This is a genomic window from Marinobacter xestospongiae (genome assembly GCF_023156385.1).
GTDB lineage: Bacteria > Pseudomonadota > Gammaproteobacteria > Pseudomonadales > Oleiphilaceae > Marinobacter > Marinobacter xestospongiae.
Map to the genome: position 1 here is coordinate 187513 of NZ_JAKZAK010000007.1, position 17282 is coordinate 204794.

A 17282-nucleotide genomic window follows, 5' to 3' on the forward strand; every position below is an offset into this window, starting at 1 on the left:
TGCGCGTTGGACCAAAGCTGAATGAGCGTTGGGAATCTGGAGGCGTCATTGTATGATCAGGATGAGATTCATTATCATTTGATTCGTATGCCAAACGGAGCAAGACGTATGCAATCCGGAAATCGGAGCCTGGCAGATGGTGAAGGTGGCGGTGGCGGTGGAAGTGGAGGTGGAGAGCAGTGAGCTATCGGATCGACAGCGGTGAGGCCATTGCGACGACTCGTCCCGGGGCCTGGCAACGGCGCTGCCTGCCGTCACGGGTCGGTGCCTGTGTGGTGGATCGGCTGGCGCTGGCGGACGGTGTGGCGCTGGTGTGCTCCGATTACCGGCCCCGGGAGGATCTGGTGGAGGTAAGTGAGCTGGCGTTGGCGGACCCGGTGGTCACCCTCACCGTCGGTCTGGAAGGTCGTTCCGGATATCGTGGCGACCAGGCCGACCTCGGTTTTGTGGCCGGCCAGACCACCGTGACCCGGTTCCAGCAGGCCCGCGGCGAGCGCCGTTACCGGGCCGGTGAGCGGGTACGGCAACTGCGGCTGATGGTGGCTGCCCCGGCGCTGGCCCGTTACCGGCTGGACGATTTGCTGGGTGGGCCGGGCAGGGCGGCGGTGCAGCAGCTGGAACAGGCGGCGACGCCGGTGCCGATGCAGCCGTTGGTGGCGCAGCTCGAAGCGCTGTACCGGCAGTCACCGGAACAGCGACTGGAGCTGGAGATTGCCGCCCTGAGTCTGCTGTCGGCGCAGGTTCAGCGGCTTGTGCCGCCAGCGTCTGTGGCGCGGTCGCCACGGGATCGTGAGGCGATTCGCCAGGTGCGGGCGTTGATGGTGGCTCAGCCGGAGCGGCCGTGGACGCTGGCGATGCTGAGCCAGGCGGTGGGGATCAATGAGGCCAAGCTGAAGGCGGGGGTGCGCGCCGAGTATGACACCACCCCGTTCCGGTTGCTCACCACCATTCGCATGCAACGGGCGCGGGAGCTGTTGCAGCAAGGCCATCCGGTGGCGACGGCGGCCTACCGCAGTGGCTACAGCCATCCCGCCAATTTCAGTCTGGCGTTCAAGCGCTTCTTCGGCGAGTCCCCGAAGGTGGTCGCGCAGCACCCTGACGACTGGCAGGTGAGTCACCGCTGAGGGCGTCTTCGATGTGAGCCGGCAGCAGCGCGCTATGGGTGATCCTGGGTCAGGTTCAGGATCAGGTGACCAGGCCGTTCCTCGATACCAAGCCGAATACCGCTTAATTGCTCGATCAGTGCCCGATTGGTGCGGGCATGTTCCGACAGCGGGGAGCAGGATAGCTCCCCACCACCGGCCACCAGCAGGGGCAGCATGGCCTGATCGGTGAGGTATTCGCACAGTGCCGCCTGGCTGGTGAGAAACCGCTGGACCCGGCGGGCGAGCCGGGCGGCCAGGGTTTCCGCCCTTAACCGGTGCTGACCCAGGGCGGTAAAACAGGCGTTCAGGCCGTCGAACGACAGGGTGTGACTGAGCTGGTTGCCGGGGCAGTCGGCGTCGGCGTGACGAATCGCATAGCGGCTGTCCGGCAGCGGGCAATGCTCACGGTAGCTGTCGATTTCCCGGGTGCCGATGGTGTGGCGGACGTTGCTGAGATGCGCAACCACCTCACTGTCACTGATGGCGGGCCGGCGATCGATGACGATGGGGGACAGGGTGCTGGGCTGGATATGGGCGACCCATTGGCCGCCGCCGGCGGGCATGTAGCCCCAGCGTTCCACCTCAATCTCGATGCTGGCCCCGAACCGCCTCAGCAGCGGCAGGAATGCCGCTTCCAGAAACGTCAGCGACGGTGCCATCGGGTTGTGTGTGCCCCCGGAAAAGCGCACCGTGGAGGGTTCGGCGGCCTGCAGCAGTGGCAGCACAATGGTCTGGAAGACCAGCGTGGTGCTGCCCGCGCTGCCGACATCAAAATGGTAGTCGCCGCCACGCACCGGGCCTGGCACGAAGCTGAGCCGGTCGGAGCCCAGCTCGGCCCCCTCGACGGTGGCGCCGGAGATGGCCTGCGCGGCGCGCACGCAGGCCAGGTGCTGACGCATCAGCCCGGGCTTGGGACGCTTGCCCCGGATGTGTCGGATCGACAGCGGGTGGCCGTGGAGCAGGGCGAGGGTCAGGCTGCTACGCAGGATCTGGCCGCCCCCTTCGCCCTGGCGACCATCAACGTCCTTGTGGTTGTTATGCATAGGGCCTCCAGTGTCCCGTCTGGCTAATGCCTTAGCCTACTGAGCTTTTGAAAAGCCGAAGAGCTAGGCGTGCTGGTGAAGGTTTGGTGGTTCCAAATCGAGACAGCAGAACGACGCTGTTCGGCTTTTCAGAAGCTCCCGAAGGGCTTGCCTCTGAGGACTCTGAGCCTGTGTTGCCAGTACTTGATGTGGAACCACCACACCTGCGCACTGGCGCCTTGGTCAAAGTCCTCAGAGGCAAGCAGTAGGCTAAGGCATTAGCCAGACGGGACACTAACCTTTCACGCAGACGACTTGCTTGAGTGTGTAGACAATCTCGACCAGGTCGCTCTGTGCCGCCATCACCGAGTCGATGTCCTTGTAGGCGGACGGCGTCTCATCCACCACACCTGCATCCTTGCGGCATTCCACATCCCGGGTTGCCTCACTGTGTTGCGCCACCGACACCCGCTTGCGGGCCTCGGTGCGGGACATGACCCGGCCGGCGCCGTGGCTGCAGGTGCAGAAGCTCTCCTGATTGCCCAGACCACGAACAATAAATGAGCGGGCGCCCATGCTGCCGGGGATGATCCCCAGTTCGTCCTTGCGGGCCGACACCGCGCCCTTGCGGGTCAGCAGCACATTCCGGCCGTAGTGGTGTTCACGGCTGACGTAGTTGTGGTGGCAGTTCACCGCTTCTTCTTCACCGATCACCGGGCGTCCCAGTGTGGCTGCCAGGGCATTCAGGGTGTACTGCATCATGATCTGGCGGTTCAGCCGGGCATAGTCCTGGGCCCAGCCGACGGCCTCGACGTAGTCGTTGAAGCTTTCCGCGCCCTCCACCAGATACGCCAGGTCCTTGTCTGGCAGCTGGATGAACATGCGCTCCATGTCCTTCTTGGCCAGTTCAATAAAGTGACTGCCGATCCGGTTGCCAACCCCCCGGGAGCCCGAGTGCAGCATGACCCAGACAGCCTGGTGTTCGTCCAGGCACACTTCGATGAAATGATTACCGGTGCCCAGTGTGCCCAGGTGGTGGGCGTTGTTGGTGTTCTTCAGCACCCGGTGTTTGTCGGTCAGTACTTGGAAGCGCTCCGCCAGTTGGGTCTGCCACAGCCTGGCGACCGCTTCCGGCAGCTCGCCCCAGGCCCCCTTGTCCCGCTTGCCCCGGGACAGGGAGCGGCCATGGGGCACGGCCTGCTCAATGGCACAACGCAGTGGCGCCAGGTTGTCCGGCAGGTCCCGCGCCTGCAGGTCGGTCTTTACCGCCATCATGCCGCAGCCGATGTCGACGCCAACGGCGGCGGGAATCACCGCGCCCAGGGTCGGGATCACCGAACCGATGGTGGCACCCTTGCCAAGATGGACATCGGGCATGGCGGCAACCCACTGGTGGATAAACGGCAGTGAGGCGATGTTCCGCAACTGCTGGCGGGCCTTGTCCTCAAAGGGCACGCCACGGGTCCAGCTCTTGATTGGTACGCCGCGCTCGACGGTGGTTACTTCGTAGTTCATGTCCAGCATCCTTGTTGTGATGGAATTGCTCCGGTGAGTATCAAATTGGATGCCAGGTCTTTCGATTTTATATAACTGATTGATTTTAGGTTGTTTGTTTCTTTTGCTTGCCGGTTGGAGGTGAAGTGAAAGTGATCCTTGAATGTTGTTTTAGATCATTTTCGATCAACCAGATCCTCGAACGACAGCGCGTACTTGGCCAGTATCTGGCGCAACCGGTGCGAGTCGTTGTTGGAGCGCTTGCGGGTGCGGGAGCGGTCGAACAGGGTGCGGCCGGCCTCGGACAGCGACCGGCTCTGCCGGCACACGGCAATGATCTTGAGCAGTTGCCATTGATCCAACTGATCAATCTCTTCCAGTGTGGCGGCTGACAGGTAATCGCTGAGCTCTATGTTCGGGGCCTGGTTTGTTGCCGGCCGGGGCCATTGCCGGTTCAGGCGGTCGATCTCGTCGATTACGTGTTGCTCGTTGATGCGGCCGCCGTCCGCCAGCGTGGTCATGCGTTGCACCGCTGCATTGAGATCGCGGAAGTTACCGCGCCAGCTCGCTGCGGGGCTGAGGGCGAAGGCCAGGAAGCGGGTGCGGGCGGCCTTGTTGAAGCTGACCTTGTGGCCCATCTGGATTTCGGCTTTCTGCAGTTCGTAGTCGAGGTTGGGCTCAATGTCCTCGCGACGGTCCTTCAGTCCGGGCAGCTGATAGCTCCACAGGTTGATGCGCGCCAGCAGGTCTTCCCGGAAGGTGCCCTGGGCAACCTGGGCGTGGAGGTCGCGGTTGGTGCCGGCGATCAGTTGGAAATCGCTTTCGCAGGGGCTGTCGGAGCCGACCGGGTAGTAGCGTTTCTCCTCAATGGCATGCAACAGCATGGCCTGTTCATCCAGCCCCAGTTCGCCCACCTCATCAAGAAACAGCAGGCCCTTGTCCGCTTTCGCCAGCAGCCCCCGGCGGGCCTGCTGGGCGCCGGTGAAAGCGCCGCGGGTGTGGCCGAACAGTGCCGACATGGCACCGTCGCCGCGAATGGTGGCGCAGTTGACGGCCACGAAGTCGCCGCGAATCAGTGACCGTTTCTGCTTCAGCTCGAAAATTCTCCGCGCCAGCTGGGACTTGCCGGCGCCGGTCGGCCCGGTGATCAGCAGTGGCGCGGTGGAGCGGATGGCGACCTTCTCAATTTGTTGAATCATGGCGTTGAAGGTCGGGTTGCGGGTGGCGATTCCGGATTTGAGGAACGCCGTGCCCTCCAGATGCTGGTTGCGGAACCTTGAGCTGATGACGTCGTACTTGGACAGGTCAAGATCGATGGTCTGGCAGCGGCCGGCAGCCCGTTGCTCGCCTCGGGCCGGCGATGTCTGCAGGATCTCGGCGGGGATGTAGTTGGCTTCGCATAGTAGGAACCAGCAGATCTGGGCCACGTGGGAGCCGGTGGTGATGTGCAGCAGGTAGCGTTCCTCGTCCGGCCGGAAGGGGTAACTCTCGGCGAAGTCCAGCAGGGTGCTGTAGACGTGCTCAAAATCCCAGGCATCGGTGAAGTTCAGCTCGGTCAGGCGGACCTCGGTGTCCGGCGAGACGGTCGCGATGTCGGCGCCGACGTTGTTGGCCAGTCGGGTGTCGCGCTGGTCGTGGATCAGCTCCATGCGATCCACCAGCAGGTCTTCCTGCATGAAGATGCCGACCGTCGGTCGCCAGGTTTCCCAGCGTTTGACGCCCTTTCCACGCTTGTCCATCACGGAGCCCAGCAGGCCAATAACCACTGTTTTCATATGATCGAATTCGATTGAGTTGAATTTATTTGGATCATTGTTGCTGATGCGGTTGAGCTTGGCAACCATGGGTTGAATTGGTTTGAGTAATATTTTTTTAGCTAAAACAATTGGATAAAAGTTTTGTCTGACTTCAGGTGAAGTCTGGCACGGCGATTGAAATAGCCAGGGGGAATGCCAACAGAGGCTCCCTGGGGTCCTGGCTCTGGTCCAGGCCGGTATCGGTTTCGCTGAAACTGGATATTCCGCCCCACCGTGCATTCAGCCAGCTTGTTAGCTCAGTGGTAGAGCAGTCAGTGACAACTGACAGGCGCAGGTTCGACTCCTGTGCAAGCTTCCGGAAAGCCGCAAGGCCGGGGTTCAACTCCCCTCTCTAAATGACATGGCAGGAGCAAACGCTCCGCAACCGGCGTGAATACCGGGAACCGTATCCCGGCCAGTAACGCCAACACTGACGGGCCTGCGTGTCAGGCTGCGAATCTGGTCAGGTCAATGGTGGTCAGGGAATGCCATGCCGACACCGGGGCCGTCCGCATCCGCCATCTGGAGCCGCTGTAACAGGGGTTCAGGTGCTGGTTCGGGCGCGAACGGCGAGGCCCATCGTGCCGCCACGATTCAATCCTGGCACCCCCCGTCAGCCCAATAAATGATGGAAGTGCGTAAGCACGATCGAAGGAGAATTGATATGTGGAAGATCATCAATCAGGTTCAGGTCGCCAATGATGAGCGGGTACTGGTATTCAGGGATCGTCAGTTCCAGCGGGTGCTGGCGCCCGGCTGCCACCGTATCGTCAGTCTGTCCAACCGATTCTCGTTCGATGTGCTGACGATTGGCAAGGACGGTATCCGCCATCCGCAGTTGGATGTACTGCTCAAGGAAGACGCTTTTCTCCAGGAAGTTGAGGTTCGTCGCATGGCCGAGGATGAGGTGGGCGTGGTCTATGTGGATGGCGAGCTGGTCCAGGTGCTAGAGCCCGGGGAACGGCTGGTGACCTGGAAAGACCTCCTGAAAGTGCAGATCCGGAGCTTTCCGCTGGCTGCGCTGGCGCCGGTGCCTGAGCCGATGCTGTCGCAGCTGGTGCGTGCCGGACTGGATCGTTGCGGTCGGGGTTCACGCCTGGTTCATACCCTGGTTCCAGATGGTCACCTCGGGCTGCTGTTCGACAATGGCCGGCTGGTGCAGACGCTGAAGGCGGGCCGCTACGGCTACTGGGCCTTCAGTCGGGACATCAAGATTCAGCTGTACGATCTGCGGCTGCAGATGCTGGAGGTTGCCGGTCAGGAAATCCTGACCAAGGATCGCGTCAGCCTGCGTATCAACCTCAATGCGGTCTACCAGTTGGCGGACGTGGAACAGGCGGCTGGCCGTCTGACCAACGTCGCGGACTACATCTACAAGCGCCTGCAACTGTCGCTGCGGGAAGTGGTGGGTACTCGCACCCTGGATGAGCTGCTGGCGAACAAGAGCCTGGTGTCTGAGGTGATCTTCGCGGATTGCCACGATGCCCTGGCCGGGTATGGCATTGCCCTGGAGCGGGTGGGCGTGAAGGACATCATTCTGCCCGGGGAGATGAAAGAGATCCTCAATCAGGTGGTGCAGGCCCAGAAAGCGGCCGAGGCGAACCTGATCCAGCGTCGGGAGGAAACCGCCGCCACCCGGTCGCTGAGCAACACCGCCAAGATGATGGACAACAACCCAACGCTGTTGCGGCTGAAAGAGTTGGAAACCCTGGAAAAGGTGGCTGACCGTATCGACCGGATCAGCGTCTACGGTGGCCTGGACTCGGTCATGAACGACCTGGTCCGGCTGACGGACAAGCCGGAGCAAGCCCCGACGGGCGCCCGGCGGTGAGGGAGCGCAGACATGAAAGATCGAATACTGGAAGCGCTGGACCGATACATCAACCAGAACCTCTGGGCGCTGGCTGAGCGTGTACCTGAGGCGGTGGAGAAGCCGCCGGTGGCGCCGTTCAATGACCTGTTGCGGGTATCGGTTGGCGGTTGAAGCGAGGATGCCGGCAATGGGTGGAAATCCACCCATTGCCGGTTCGGGGCGAGTGGAATCTTACCCATGTCAGGCCGGGGGATTGGCCGGGGAGGAGCCTGCCTGGTGCCGGGTCCGACCCGTGTTGATGATTCTGTTGTTGCGGTAACTACTTACCCGGGCGCGTTTTTTTGTCTCGCTGGGGGCTGGCTGAGGACGTTCTTTTGTAGCGATTTCGAAGACTTGGCCCCGGAGTTGCTTTGGCTGCTGGGACAACGCCCGGTTCGCCGGGACACGCTTACAACAAACAGACGCTTGCCAACCTGGAGTTCAACATGAACAACAAACTCAGCCTGATGATCGCTGCCGCCAGCCTGTCCATCACCCTGACCACCAGCGCCGTTGCCGCCGACCGCTCCGACTGGCCGGAAAGCTTCACCGTCGGCACCGCCAGTCAGGGCGGTACCTACTTTGCCTATGGCTCTGGCTGGGCCAACTACATTGCCGAGAACCTGGGCATCTCCGGCGGTGCCGAAATCACCGGCGGCCCGGTTCAGAACATGGCGCTGGTTCACACCGGTGACCTGTCCTTCGGTCTGACCACCATGGGGCCGGCCCGTGAATCCCTGGAAGGCAAGAGTCCACTGGCACCGGGCATGCAGATGGACAACGTCTGCGCGATGTTCCCGATGTACCAGACCCCGTTCTCCGTAACCGTGCTGGCGGATTCCGGCATTACCAGCATCGCGGACATCCCGGACGGCGCCCGCATCGGCTTCGGTCCGGCCGGTTCCACCTCCGACACCTACTTCCCGAAAATGATGGAAACCCTGGGGGTGAACTTCGAGCGCCGCAACGGCAGCTGGTCTGACCTCGGTGGTCAGCTGCAGGATGGCCTGATCGACGTGGTGGCATTCGCCGCCGGTATCCCGATTCCCGCGGTGAGCCAGCTGGAAGTCCAGTCTGAGATCAACATCATCGAGTTCAACCAGGACGAGCTGGCGCAGATCACCGAGTCCTACCCGGTAGCGCCGTTCACCATCCCGGCCAGCACCTACAAGACTCTGGAAGCCGACTCCCAGGCGGTGTCCATGTGGAACTTCGCCATGGCCAACTGTGACATGCCCGAAGACATGGTGTACGAAATGACCCGTCTGACCATGGAGAACAACGACAAGATGGTCTCCATCCACAAGGCGGCCCGCACCACCATCCCGGAGAACTACGTCAAGAACAACGTACTGCCCTGGCACCCGGGCGCGGCGCGCTGGTTCAACGAAAACGGTTTCACCATCGAAGCCAGCCAGATCAAGTAACGGACCCGGTTTCGCGCCGATACCGAAAAGTCACCGGGGCCGAACGCTGGCCCCGGTAGGATTTCTCTGACCCGGGCCGGTCCTTTCCGACCGGCTCTTCCCCGGGATGCACACGCCATGACTTCTGAAAACCAACACTCCCAGAACACCCCATTGCCAGACGATGATCACATGCTGGCCCATGGGGTGGACGAAGAGCCGGTAGAGGCCAATCGTCGCCTGTACGGCTCCTGGCTGCTGTGGGCGGTGACCGCCCTGGCCATTGGCTATTCGGCCTTTCACCTGTTTACCCTGAACGTCACCCCCCTGGAGACCTGGTCGTTCCGCATCGTGCACGTCTGCGGCGCGCTGATCCTGGGGTATCTGCTGTTTTCCGGTGCCGCCTTCAGTGACGACGAGCGCCGTGGCGAGCTGCGCTGGACCAGCTGGGCCGCCATTGTGCTGCTGGCGCCGGCGGGATACAGCCTGTTCCAGACCCTGAACATGTACCAGATGGTACTGGAGGGCGCCATGCGCCTGCCGCCGGAGCTGGAAACCTGGCACTTTGGCTGGCCGCTGCTGGCGGCCACCGGCCTGGGCATCGTGCTGAGCTGGGTTCACCGTCGCCAGCGTTCCGCCTTCAGCCTGCCGGATCTGGTGCTGGTGCTGTGTTCCATCGCCACCGCCAGCTACCTGTTGGTGGTGTACAACACGCCCATGCGGATGAGTACCGGCACCTCCTTTGCGCCGGTGGGAATCTCCTTCGCCGCCATTGCCGGTACCGCGCTGATCATGGAAATGACCCGTCGGGTGGCCGGTCTGGCGCTGGTGATCATCGCCGGTGTGTTCCTCGGTTATGTGTTTGCCGGTCCTTACCTGCCCGGTTTCCTGGGTTACCCGGGGCTGTCGATCCAGCGTTTCTTCAGCCAGGTGTACACCGACGCCGGGGTGCTTGGACCCACTACGGCGGTGTCGTCCACCTACATCATCCTGTTCATCATCTTTGCCGCCTTCCTGCAGGCGTCCAAGGTGGGGGACTACTTCGTCAACTTCGCCTTTGCCGCTGCCGGCCGTTCTCGCGGTGGTCCCGCCAAGGTGTCGATTTTCGCCTCCGGCCTGATGGGTATGATCAACGGCACCAGTGCCGGTAACGTGGTGTCCACCGGTTCCCTGACCATTCCGCTGATGAAGCGGGTGGGCTACAGCAAGCAGACCGCGGGTGCGGTGGAAGCGGCCGCGTCCACCGGGGGCCAGATCATGCCGCCGATCATGGGGGCAGGGGCCTTCATCATGGCGGAGATCACCGGTATCCCGTACACCGAGATTGCCATTGCCGCGATCATCCCGGCGATTCTGTACTTTGCCTCGGTTTACTTCATGGTGGACTTCGAAGCCGCCCGCACCGGCATGCGTGGTATGCGCGACGACGAGCTGCCGTCGCTGAAGCGGCTGGCCAGGCAGGCTTACCTGTTCGTACCGATCCTGATCCTGATCGTGGCACTGTTCATGGGCTACTCGGTGATCCGCGCCGGTACCCTGGCAACGGTATCGGCGGTGGTGGTGAGCTGGTTGTCACCCCACAAGATGGGATTGCGCTCGATTCTCAATGCGTTGCAGTTGTCGGGCATCATGTCGATCCAGATCATCGTGGTGTGTGCCTGCGCCGGGGTGATCGTGGGTGTGATCTCGCTGACCGGCGTCGGTGCCCGCTTCTCCTCGCTGTTGCTGGGTGTGGCGGAAACCAGCCAACTGCTGGCGCTGATCTTTGCCATGTTCATCTCCATCCTGCTGGGAATGGGGATGCCCACCACGGCGGCCTATGCCGTGGCGGCCTCGGTGGTGGCACCAGGCCTGGTACAGCTGGGAATTGAACCGCTGACCGCGCACTTCTTCGTGTTCTACTTCGCGGTGGTGTCGGCCATTACCCCGCCGGTGGCGCTGGCCTCCTACGCGGCGGCCGGTATCTCCGGTGCCAATGCCATGGAAACCTCGGTGGCCTCCTTCCGGATTGGTCTGGCGGCGTTCATCGTACCGTTCATGTTCTTCTACAACGGCGCCCTGTTGATGGAAGCCGGCTGGTTCGAGATCGCCCGGGCCCTGGTGACCGCCACCTTTGGTGTTTACCTGCTGTCGGGTTCGGTGCAGGGCTGGTTCGCCCGCCAGGCGGCGGGGGCTCTCACCCGCATCCTGCTGCTGGCGGCGGCGCTGCTGATGATCGAAGGCGGGCTGATGACCGACCTGGCCGGGGTGGTGGCTGTGGTTGTGGCCTACCTGACCCAGAAGAAACTGGGGCCTGCCAAGCAGGTCACCCAGGCCTGAGCCAGGTCGGGGAGGGCAATTCCGGTAACCCCGGAGTTGTCCCGCCCCGCCCATGCTCTAAACTGACACCTCCGTGGCGGTTGCCGTTGCGGAGGTGTTGTCGTTTTGAGGCGAACCCATGACCCGGAAACTCTGGCCCCTGGCCCTGCTGTCTGTTGTTGCCCTGCTGAGCTGGAAGATCGGTGGCTGGTATGGCTATCACAGCCTGGAACAGGAAAGCCTGAAAGAATCCTTCCGCTACAGCCAGCTGGTGGCCAATGAACTGCGGCGCTACCGGCCGATTCCGGAACTGGCGGCGGAGCACCCGCTGATGCAGCATGCCCTGGAGCAGTCCGGCAACCCGGCGCTGGTGCTGCAGGCCAACGAGGAACTCAAACGCATGGCGGAGATCGCCGGCGCTTCCGACGTCTACCTGCTGGACCTGTCCGGGCGCACCATCGCCCACAACAACTACGGCACCGCCAACAGTTTCATCGGTCGCCGCTTCGACTACCGGCCCTACTTCAGCGATGCCGTGGCGGAGCGGGACACGGCGATCTACTTCGCCCTTGGCATCACCTCCAACGTGCGCGGGCTCTACTTTTCCCACCCCATCCGCTCGCCCCGTGGCGACATCCTCGGGGTGCTGGTGGTGAAGATGCTGGTGGACGACCTGGAATCCCAGTGGCAGCGTCCCGCCAGCTTTGCCGATGCTGAAATGGTGGTGCTGGATGGTGACGGTGTCAGCTTCCTCACCAGTAGGCCGGAGTGGCTGTTCCGCAATTTTGGCAGTGCGCCGGTGCAGCATAAGATCCGGGTTCAGGAGCGCTACCCGCGGATGGCGTTACTGCCGGTGCGGCTGGTGGACCAGGGCCGGCCCTGGGGGGTCTCCGAGCGATCACGGTTGATGGGCTTTCCCGCCGGTGACCGCGAATTGCTGAGTGTGGAAACGCCCTTGCCGCAGCTGGACTGGACCCTGCGGGTAATGCTGGGCACCGGTCCGGTGTGGTGGACCCGGCTGCAGTTTCTGCTGACCGGTGTGGTGCTGTACTTTGGCGTGTTCCTGGCCTGGCTGTACCTGCGCGAGCGCTCCCGCCGCGAAGCCGAGCTGGCGGAACGGGGGGTGCAGCTGGAACGGCGGGTGGCGGAGCGTACCGCCGACCTGGAAAACTCCAACCGCCGGCTGCAGGATGAGGTGAGCCAGCGCCAGCGCGCCGAAGACGAACTGAGGGAAACCCAGCAGGAACTGATCCAGGCCGCCAAACTGGCGGTGCTGGGGCAGATGTCGGCGGGCCTAAACCATGAGATGAACCAGCCGCTGACCGCGATCCAGAGTTATGCCCGCAACAGCCGGCGTTTCCTGGAGCGGGGCGACACCGAGATTGTGGCCGGCAACCTGGCGGAGATTGAGGGGTTGTGCCAGAAAATGGCGGAGCTGACCCGTCAGTTCAAGGTGTTTGCCCGCAAGTCTGAAGGTCCTCCGGCCGCTGTGGACCTGCGCCTGCCGATCGATGCCGCACTGAAGATCATCTCCGCCCAGGACGCCAGCACCGGTATCGATTTCGACTGGCCACGACCGTCATGGCCGGTCATGTGTCATGGTGATTTGATTCGGGTCGAGCAGGTGGTGGTGAACCTGTTGGCCAATGCCGTACAGGCGGTGGAATCCACCACCGCCCCGCGGATTGAGATCCGCATTGTTGATGGCGACGACCGCTGGTTGTGCCTGGTTCGGGACAACGGTCCCGGCCTGCCCGGCGACAGCGACCAGATGTTCGAACCTTTCTTTACCACCAAGTCCATGAGTCAGGGCCTGGGCCTGGGGCTGTCGATCTCCCGCCAGATCGTGGAAGCCCTGGGCGGCAGGCTGACCGGCCGCAATCGCGGCGACGGCGAGGGCGCTGAATTCATGGTGGAACTGATCAAGCGGGAGACCGTGGAATGACCGAGCCAGCCGTACTGTTTGTCGATGACGACGCCGATATCCGCCGGGTGATGGCCCAGACCCTGGCGCTGGAAGATCTGCCGGCGGAATGCCTGGCGGATGGCGCCAGCGCCCTGGCGCGGATCAACCCCGAATTCGAGGGGGTGGTGCTGTGCGATTACAACATGCCGGAGCTGGACGGGCTGGCGGTGCTGGACCGGGTCCGCGCCATCGACGATGCCATTCCGGTGATCATTCTCACCGGCCAGGGCGATATCAGCACCGCGGTGTCGGCGATGCAGAAGGGGGCCTACGACTTCATCGAGAAGCCGTTCGATCACGATGAACTGATGGAACTGCTGCGCCATGCCCTGGAAAAACGCCAGCTGGCGTTGGAGAACCGGCGCCTCAAGGCCCAGGTCCGCCACCTGGCCAAGCCCGGGCCGCGGTTGCTGGGGGAATCGAAGGCGATGCAGCGGGTGATCGCGACCATCGATCCGCTGCTGGGGACCTCCGCCAACATCCTGCTGCGGGGTGAAACCGGCGCCGGCAAGGATGCCATTGCCCGCTACATTCATGAAAACAGCCCCCGCCGGCAGCAGAACTACGTCGCCATCAACTGCGGTGCGGTGCCGGAGAACCTGATCGAGAGCGAACTGTTCGGCCACGAAGCCGGCGCCTTTACCGGCGCCGACAAGCGCCGTATCGGCAAGTTTGAACACGCCGACGGCGGCACCCTGTTCCTGGACGAGGTCGAGAGCATGCCGCTGGCCCTGCAGGTGAAGATTCTGCGGGTGCTGGAAGAGCGGCGGCTGGAACGCCTGGGCAGCAACAGCTCGGTGGCGGTGGATGTGCGGGTGGTGGCGGCCACCAAGGCGGACCTGAAACAGCTCAGCGAGGCCGGTGAATTCCGGGCCGATCTTTACTACCGGCTGCATGTGGTGCAGGTGGATATCCCGCCACTGCGGGAGCGCAAGGAAGACATCCCGCTGCTGTTTCATCACTTTGCCCTCATTGCCGCCGCCCGCTACGACCGCGAAACAGTGCCGCTGGACGCCACTCAGGCGGCCCAGCTGATGCAATACGACTGGCCCGGCAATGTCCGCGAGTTGCGCAACCTGGCGGAGCGTTACGTGCTGCTGGGGGCGCTGGCCTTCGAGGATTCCGGGGTGGCGATGCCGGCCGCGGACGCCGGTCGCCAGAATCTGGCGGAGATGGTGGACGCGTTTGAGCGCACCGCCATCATCAGCGCGCTCAATGCCAATCGCGGCAGCCTCAAGGACACCATGGAGCAGCTGGGGGTGGCCCGGAAAACCCTGTATGACAAAATGAAGAAACACGGCCTCGATAAGAGCGATTTCCGCGAATAGTGCCAGGTGCCCCGGAGCGGCGTTGTAGGTCCGGAATCCGCCGCGCGGGGCTTTTGTTCACTGCCGGAGCCGGCCTGAAAAGGTGATCTGGAGCAAGTTCCGGCGGATCTCCTCACAAATGTTAATGATTATTGTTTGAATAATGCGCCAGCTTGGCCCATATTTTTGTCTCAGCGGTCAATCACCCGGGAGGCAGGGTCATGAGCAAGTCAATCATCCTGATGGCAGGGAACAGCCAGTCACTGTGCAGCGCCTGGCAACAGCTGCAAACCGAAGGCTACGTTCGCCAGGGGCGGCGGCGCAGTCACCACCGTCGCAAGAAATCGGACCCGGGCAAAGCCTCGCCGGACCAGTAGAACCATGCGTTAACCAGAGGCTCGCCAGTCCCGTACAGTGGTTGTAGGTTAAATGTTGTGGCAGGGCGGCAGGCGGTTGAAAAAGTTTCATTGAGCTGACCTATACTCAGGATACCCTGACGTTCATTGGTACGTATTCCTATGCTCGATGTGCTCCGCACACTGATCCTGCTCGCCTGCCTGCTCCCCGTTTCCATTGCTCAAGCCCAACCCGGTGGGGTCGATCTCGATCAGGGATGGCAGTACCGCTGGGGGGATTCGCCGCGCACTGACCAGGGGCAGCCGCTCTGGGCCCTGGGCGATGATGGTGCCGCCACCGACCCTGCGGATCGCTGGCAGGCGATCGGCTTTCCCTCCAACCCGCCCGGGCGGGCGGGCCGCACCAACGCCTGGTTTCGTGTCACCCTGCCGGCTACCCCGATGAGTGATCCGGTGCTCTACATCTACAGTGTGGATCTGATTGTCGAGGTCTACGCCGGGGGGGAGCGCATCTACCAGTACGGCACCTTCGATGAAGAGGGCCAGGGTCGCTTTGAGGGCTGGCCCTGGCACATGGTGCCACTGGCCCGGGAACACCTGGGCCAGCCGCTGTATTTCCGGGTGTTTTCCAATTACAGCGACATTGGCCTGTGGGGCGAGGTGAAGCTGTTTGAGCGCTCGGAGCTGTCGCTGTACATCCTCGACCGTTCCCTTGATGCCCTGGTGGTGGGGGGCTTCTCGCTGCTGATTGCACTGTTGGCGCTGGTGTTTGCCCTGGTGCAGACCGAGAAGCGCAGCTTTGCCAGTATTGCGCTGTTCTCGCTGGCGGTGAGTGTGATGCTGCTGGCGGAAAGCCAGGCTGGCCAGTTGCTGTGGAACCGGCCGCTGGTGTGGGACTACCTGGCGGCGGGCGCCTATTACCTGATTCCGGTGGCGATCGCGTTGCTGCTGTCGCAATGGCTGGAGGACACCCGGATGCGGGTGATCCGCTGGATCTGGCGCGGCCACCTGGCCTACGCAGTGCTGGCGCTGTCGGCATCGTTGCTGGGTTGGGTCAACCTGTCGAGCACCTTTCCGGTGTTTGATGCGCTGTATCTGGCCAGCAGCCTGGTGTTGTTTACCACCGTGCTGCCGCGCTTCCGCCACGTCAACGGCGAACAGCGCACCATCTTGGTCTGTTACGCACTGCTGACCGGGTTACTGCTGGTGGATATGGCGGTGGCCCATGGCTTTCTGCCCTGGGGCCGGGTGCCGGTCAGTTGGGGGGCGCTGGTGTTTGCCATCGCCATCGTGATGATCAGTCTGTGGCACTACACCCGCATCCAGACCGCCCTGCGCAATCTCAATCGCGATCTGGAACACAAGGTCAGCGAACGCACCGCTTCCCTGGAGAGCCTGGCGCGGCGGGAGCAGATCCGGGCCAATCAGTTGATGCTGGAGAACGAACGCACCCGCCGGCTCAACGACCTGATTGCCGAACTGCAGGACTGCTGCAGCCTGAAGGAGGGCCTGGGATTGTTCTCCTCCCGCCTGCCGACTCTGTGTCAGCCCCTGCATGGCCGTTTCTACGGCCGCCTGGACCAGGACTGTACCTTTGAGCTGCTTTGCCGTTGGGGCGATACCCAGGCTGGCCTGGACCAGGCCTTTCCCAGCCTGCTGCCGCCGGCTACCCGGATGCTGTTGTCTCCGAACGAGCAGCAGGCCTCGGTGGCAGCAGTGGACGCTGGCAGCAACGGCGCGCCGACCCTGCCCTGGTGCCTGCACCTGCGGTTGCAGAAGACCGAGCGGGGCTCGTTTGTGGCTGGTGCGTTGATGCTGGATGCGCCGGACGTGACCCGCAGTGACCCCCATTTTCACCCCATCAAGCTGTTTCTGGCGCTGGAACACGCGCTGCAGAACCTGGCCCTGACGTTGTCGACCGTAGGGCTGCGGGAGGAGCTGGAAGCCTATTCCTACGAGGACGCGCTCACCGGGCTGAAGAACCGCCGCTTCTTCGACGGCATCCTGCGTCATGAGATCGCCATGGCCCGCCGCCATGAACTGCCGCTGTCGGTGCTGGTGATTGACATCGATTTCTTCAAGCGCTTCAACGACCGCTACGGTCACCAGGCCGGGGATGCCGCCCTGCAGACCGTTGCCACGGCGCTGATGGAGGAGACCCGGGACAGCGACGTGATTTGCCGCATCGGTGGCGAGGAGTTTGTGGTGATCCTGCCCGGGGCGGCGGAGTTCCCGGCGCTGGACCGGGCAGAACTGCTGCGACGGTCGGTGTCCGAGCGCGTGATCGAGGTGGAGGGACAGACCCTGCGGGGGCTGACGGTTTCGATCGGGGTGGCGTCCTGGCCCGGCACCACCGACTCGCCGGAGCAGTTGGTGCGGGTGGCCGACGAGGCCCTGTACAAGGCCAAACAGCAGGGCCGCAACTGCGTGGCGGCTTAGTGTCTGGTCCGGACGGGATACTCGCGCCATAAAAAAACCACCGGCGTTTGCCGGTGGTTTCAGACTGCTGACAAACCCCGGTTTTCCGGGGTTTGTTGCATTTGGTCGTTCTGTTTTCAGCCGGCGGTCGCTTGAGTCAGCCTTCCTCGTCGATACTTCCTATCAACCCGTTTTTGAGTCCATGCCAGGATTGATGCCTGT

General features: G+C 62.8%; 12 protein-coding genes and 1 tRNA gene. 10 read left to right on the forward strand and 3 right to left on the reverse strand.

Annotated features, from left to right (window positions below; translation table 11 throughout):
• Positions 1 to 179 precede the first annotated feature (179 nt).
• Positions 180 to 1124, forward strand: coding sequence for a helix-turn-helix transcriptional regulator (locus tag MLD24_RS21650; RefSeq protein ID WP_248165720.1), 945 nt, complete (start codon positions 180 to 182; stop codon positions 1122 to 1124).
• A 32-nt stretch (positions 1125 to 1156) separates the two neighbouring features.
• Here MLD24_RS21650 and rtcA read toward each other — a convergent pair whose 3' ends face one another.
• The 3 genes from rtcA to rtcR all read right to left on the reverse strand — a co-directional run bounded on the left by rtcA (position 1157) and on the right by rtcR (position 5436).
• Positions 1157 to 2188, reverse strand: coding sequence for an RNA 3'-terminal phosphate cyclase (gene rtcA / locus MLD24_RS07360; protein WP_248165721.1), 1032 nt, complete (start codon positions 2186 to 2188; stop codon positions 1157 to 1159).
• A 273-nt stretch (positions 2189 to 2461) separates the two neighbouring features.
• Positions 2462 to 3691 carry an RtcB family protein gene (locus tag MLD24_RS07365; RefSeq protein WP_282450511.1) on the reverse strand — a complete coding sequence of 410 codons (1230 nt, stop codon included), beginning with the start codon at positions 3689 to 3691 and terminating at the stop codon, positions 2462 to 2464.
• Between the two features lie 146 nt (positions 3692 to 3837).
• A complete protein-coding gene (rtcR, locus tag MLD24_RS07370) occupies positions 3838 to 5436 on the reverse strand; it encodes an RNA repair transcriptional activator RtcR (RefSeq protein WP_248165725.1) in 1599 nt (532 codons plus the stop codon).
• A gap of 267 nt (positions 5437 to 5703) precedes the next feature.
• Between rtcR and MLD24_RS07375 the strand changes: the two genes are divergently transcribed.
• From MLD24_RS07375 to MLD24_RS07415, 9 genes are all read left to right on the forward strand, one after another.
• Positions 5704 to 5773, forward strand: a tRNA-OTHER gene (locus tag MLD24_RS07375).
• Positions 5774 to 6121: 348 nt separating this feature from the next.
• The gene (locus tag MLD24_RS07380) at positions 6122 to 7288 is read left to right on the forward strand and encodes a slipin family protein (RefSeq protein ID WP_248165727.1); all 1167 of its coding nucleotides are present in this window, start codon (positions 6122 to 6124) and stop codon (positions 7286 to 7288) included.
• 12 nt (positions 7289 to 7300) lie between these two features.
• Positions 7301 to 7441 carry a hypothetical protein gene (locus MLD24_RS07385; RefSeq protein WP_227173439.1) on the forward strand — a complete coding sequence of 47 codons (141 nt, stop codon included), beginning with the start codon at positions 7301 to 7303 and terminating at the stop codon, positions 7439 to 7441.
• A 314-nt stretch (positions 7442 to 7755) separates the two neighbouring features.
• Positions 7756 to 8736, forward strand: a complete 981-nt coding sequence (locus MLD24_RS07390; RefSeq protein WP_248165729.1) for a TAXI family TRAP transporter solute-binding subunit — start codon at positions 7756 to 7758, stop codon at positions 8734 to 8736.
• A gap of 117 nt (positions 8737 to 8853) precedes the next feature.
• Positions 8854 to 11034 (forward strand): TRAP transporter permease, encoded by a 2181-nt coding sequence (locus tag MLD24_RS07395; RefSeq protein ID WP_248165731.1) that lies wholly within the window; start codon positions 8854 to 8856, stop codon positions 11032 to 11034.
• Between the two features lie 118 nt (positions 11035 to 11152).
• Positions 11153 to 12958: a sensor histidine kinase gene (locus tag MLD24_RS07400; protein WP_227173444.1), complete on the forward strand. Its 1806-nt coding sequence runs from the start codon at positions 11153 to 11155 to the stop codon at positions 12956 to 12958.
• The gene (locus tag MLD24_RS07405; RefSeq protein ID WP_248165733.1) at positions 12955 to 14307 is read left to right on the forward strand and encodes a sigma-54-dependent transcriptional regulator; all 1353 of its coding nucleotides are present in this window, start codon (positions 12955 to 12957) and stop codon (positions 14305 to 14307) included. The genes MLD24_RS07400 and MLD24_RS07405 overlap by 4 nt, the downstream gene beginning before the upstream one ends.
• Before the next feature lie 200 nt (positions 14308 to 14507).
• Positions 14508 to 14663, forward strand: coding sequence for a hypothetical protein (locus MLD24_RS07410; RefSeq protein WP_248165741.1), 156 nt, complete (start codon positions 14508 to 14510; stop codon positions 14661 to 14663).
• A 141-nt stretch (positions 14664 to 14804) separates the two neighbouring features.
• Positions 14805 to 17081: a sensor domain-containing diguanylate cyclase gene (locus MLD24_RS07415; protein WP_248165743.1), complete on the forward strand. Its 2277-nt coding sequence runs from the start codon at positions 14805 to 14807 to the stop codon at positions 17079 to 17081.
• Positions 17082 to 17282 lie beyond the last annotated feature (201 nt).

Excerpts from the sequence above, each read along its gene's own strand:
- rtcA (WP_248165721.1), bottom strand. The coding sequence starts at position 2,188 with ATGCATAACAACCACAAGGACGTTGATGGTCGCCAGGGCGAAGGGGGC.
- MLD24_RS07365 (WP_282450511.1), bottom strand. The coding sequence starts at position 3,691 with ATGCTGGACATGAACTACGAAGTAACCACCGTCGAGCGCGGCGTACCA.
- rtcR (WP_248165725.1), bottom strand. The coding sequence starts at position 5,436 with ATGAAAACAGTGGTTATTGGCCTGCTGGGCTCCGTGATGGACAAGCGT.
- MLD24_RS07380 (WP_248165727.1), top strand. The coding sequence starts at position 6,122 with ATGTGGAAGATCATCAATCAGGTTCAGGTCGCCAATGATGAGCGGGTA.
- MLD24_RS07385 (WP_227173439.1), top strand. The coding sequence starts at position 7,301 with ATGAAAGATCGAATACTGGAAGCGCTGGACCGATACATCAACCAGAAC.
- MLD24_RS07390 (WP_248165729.1), top strand. The coding sequence starts at position 7,756 with ATGAACAACAAACTCAGCCTGATGATCGCTGCCGCCAGCCTGTCCATC.
- MLD24_RS07395 (WP_248165731.1), top strand. The coding sequence starts at position 8,854 with ATGACTTCTGAAAACCAACACTCCCAGAACACCCCATTGCCAGACGAT.
- MLD24_RS07400 (WP_227173444.1), top strand. The coding sequence starts at position 11,153 with ATGACCCGGAAACTCTGGCCCCTGGCCCTGCTGTCTGTTGTTGCCCTG.
- MLD24_RS07405 (WP_248165733.1), top strand. The coding sequence starts at position 12,955 with ATGACCGAGCCAGCCGTACTGTTTGTCGATGACGACGCCGATATCCGC.
- MLD24_RS07410 (WP_248165741.1), top strand. The coding sequence starts at position 14,508 with ATGAGCAAGTCAATCATCCTGATGGCAGGGAACAGCCAGTCACTGTGC.
- MLD24_RS07415 (WP_248165743.1), top strand. The coding sequence starts at position 14,805 with ATGCTCGATGTGCTCCGCACACTGATCCTGCTCGCCTGCCTGCTCCCC.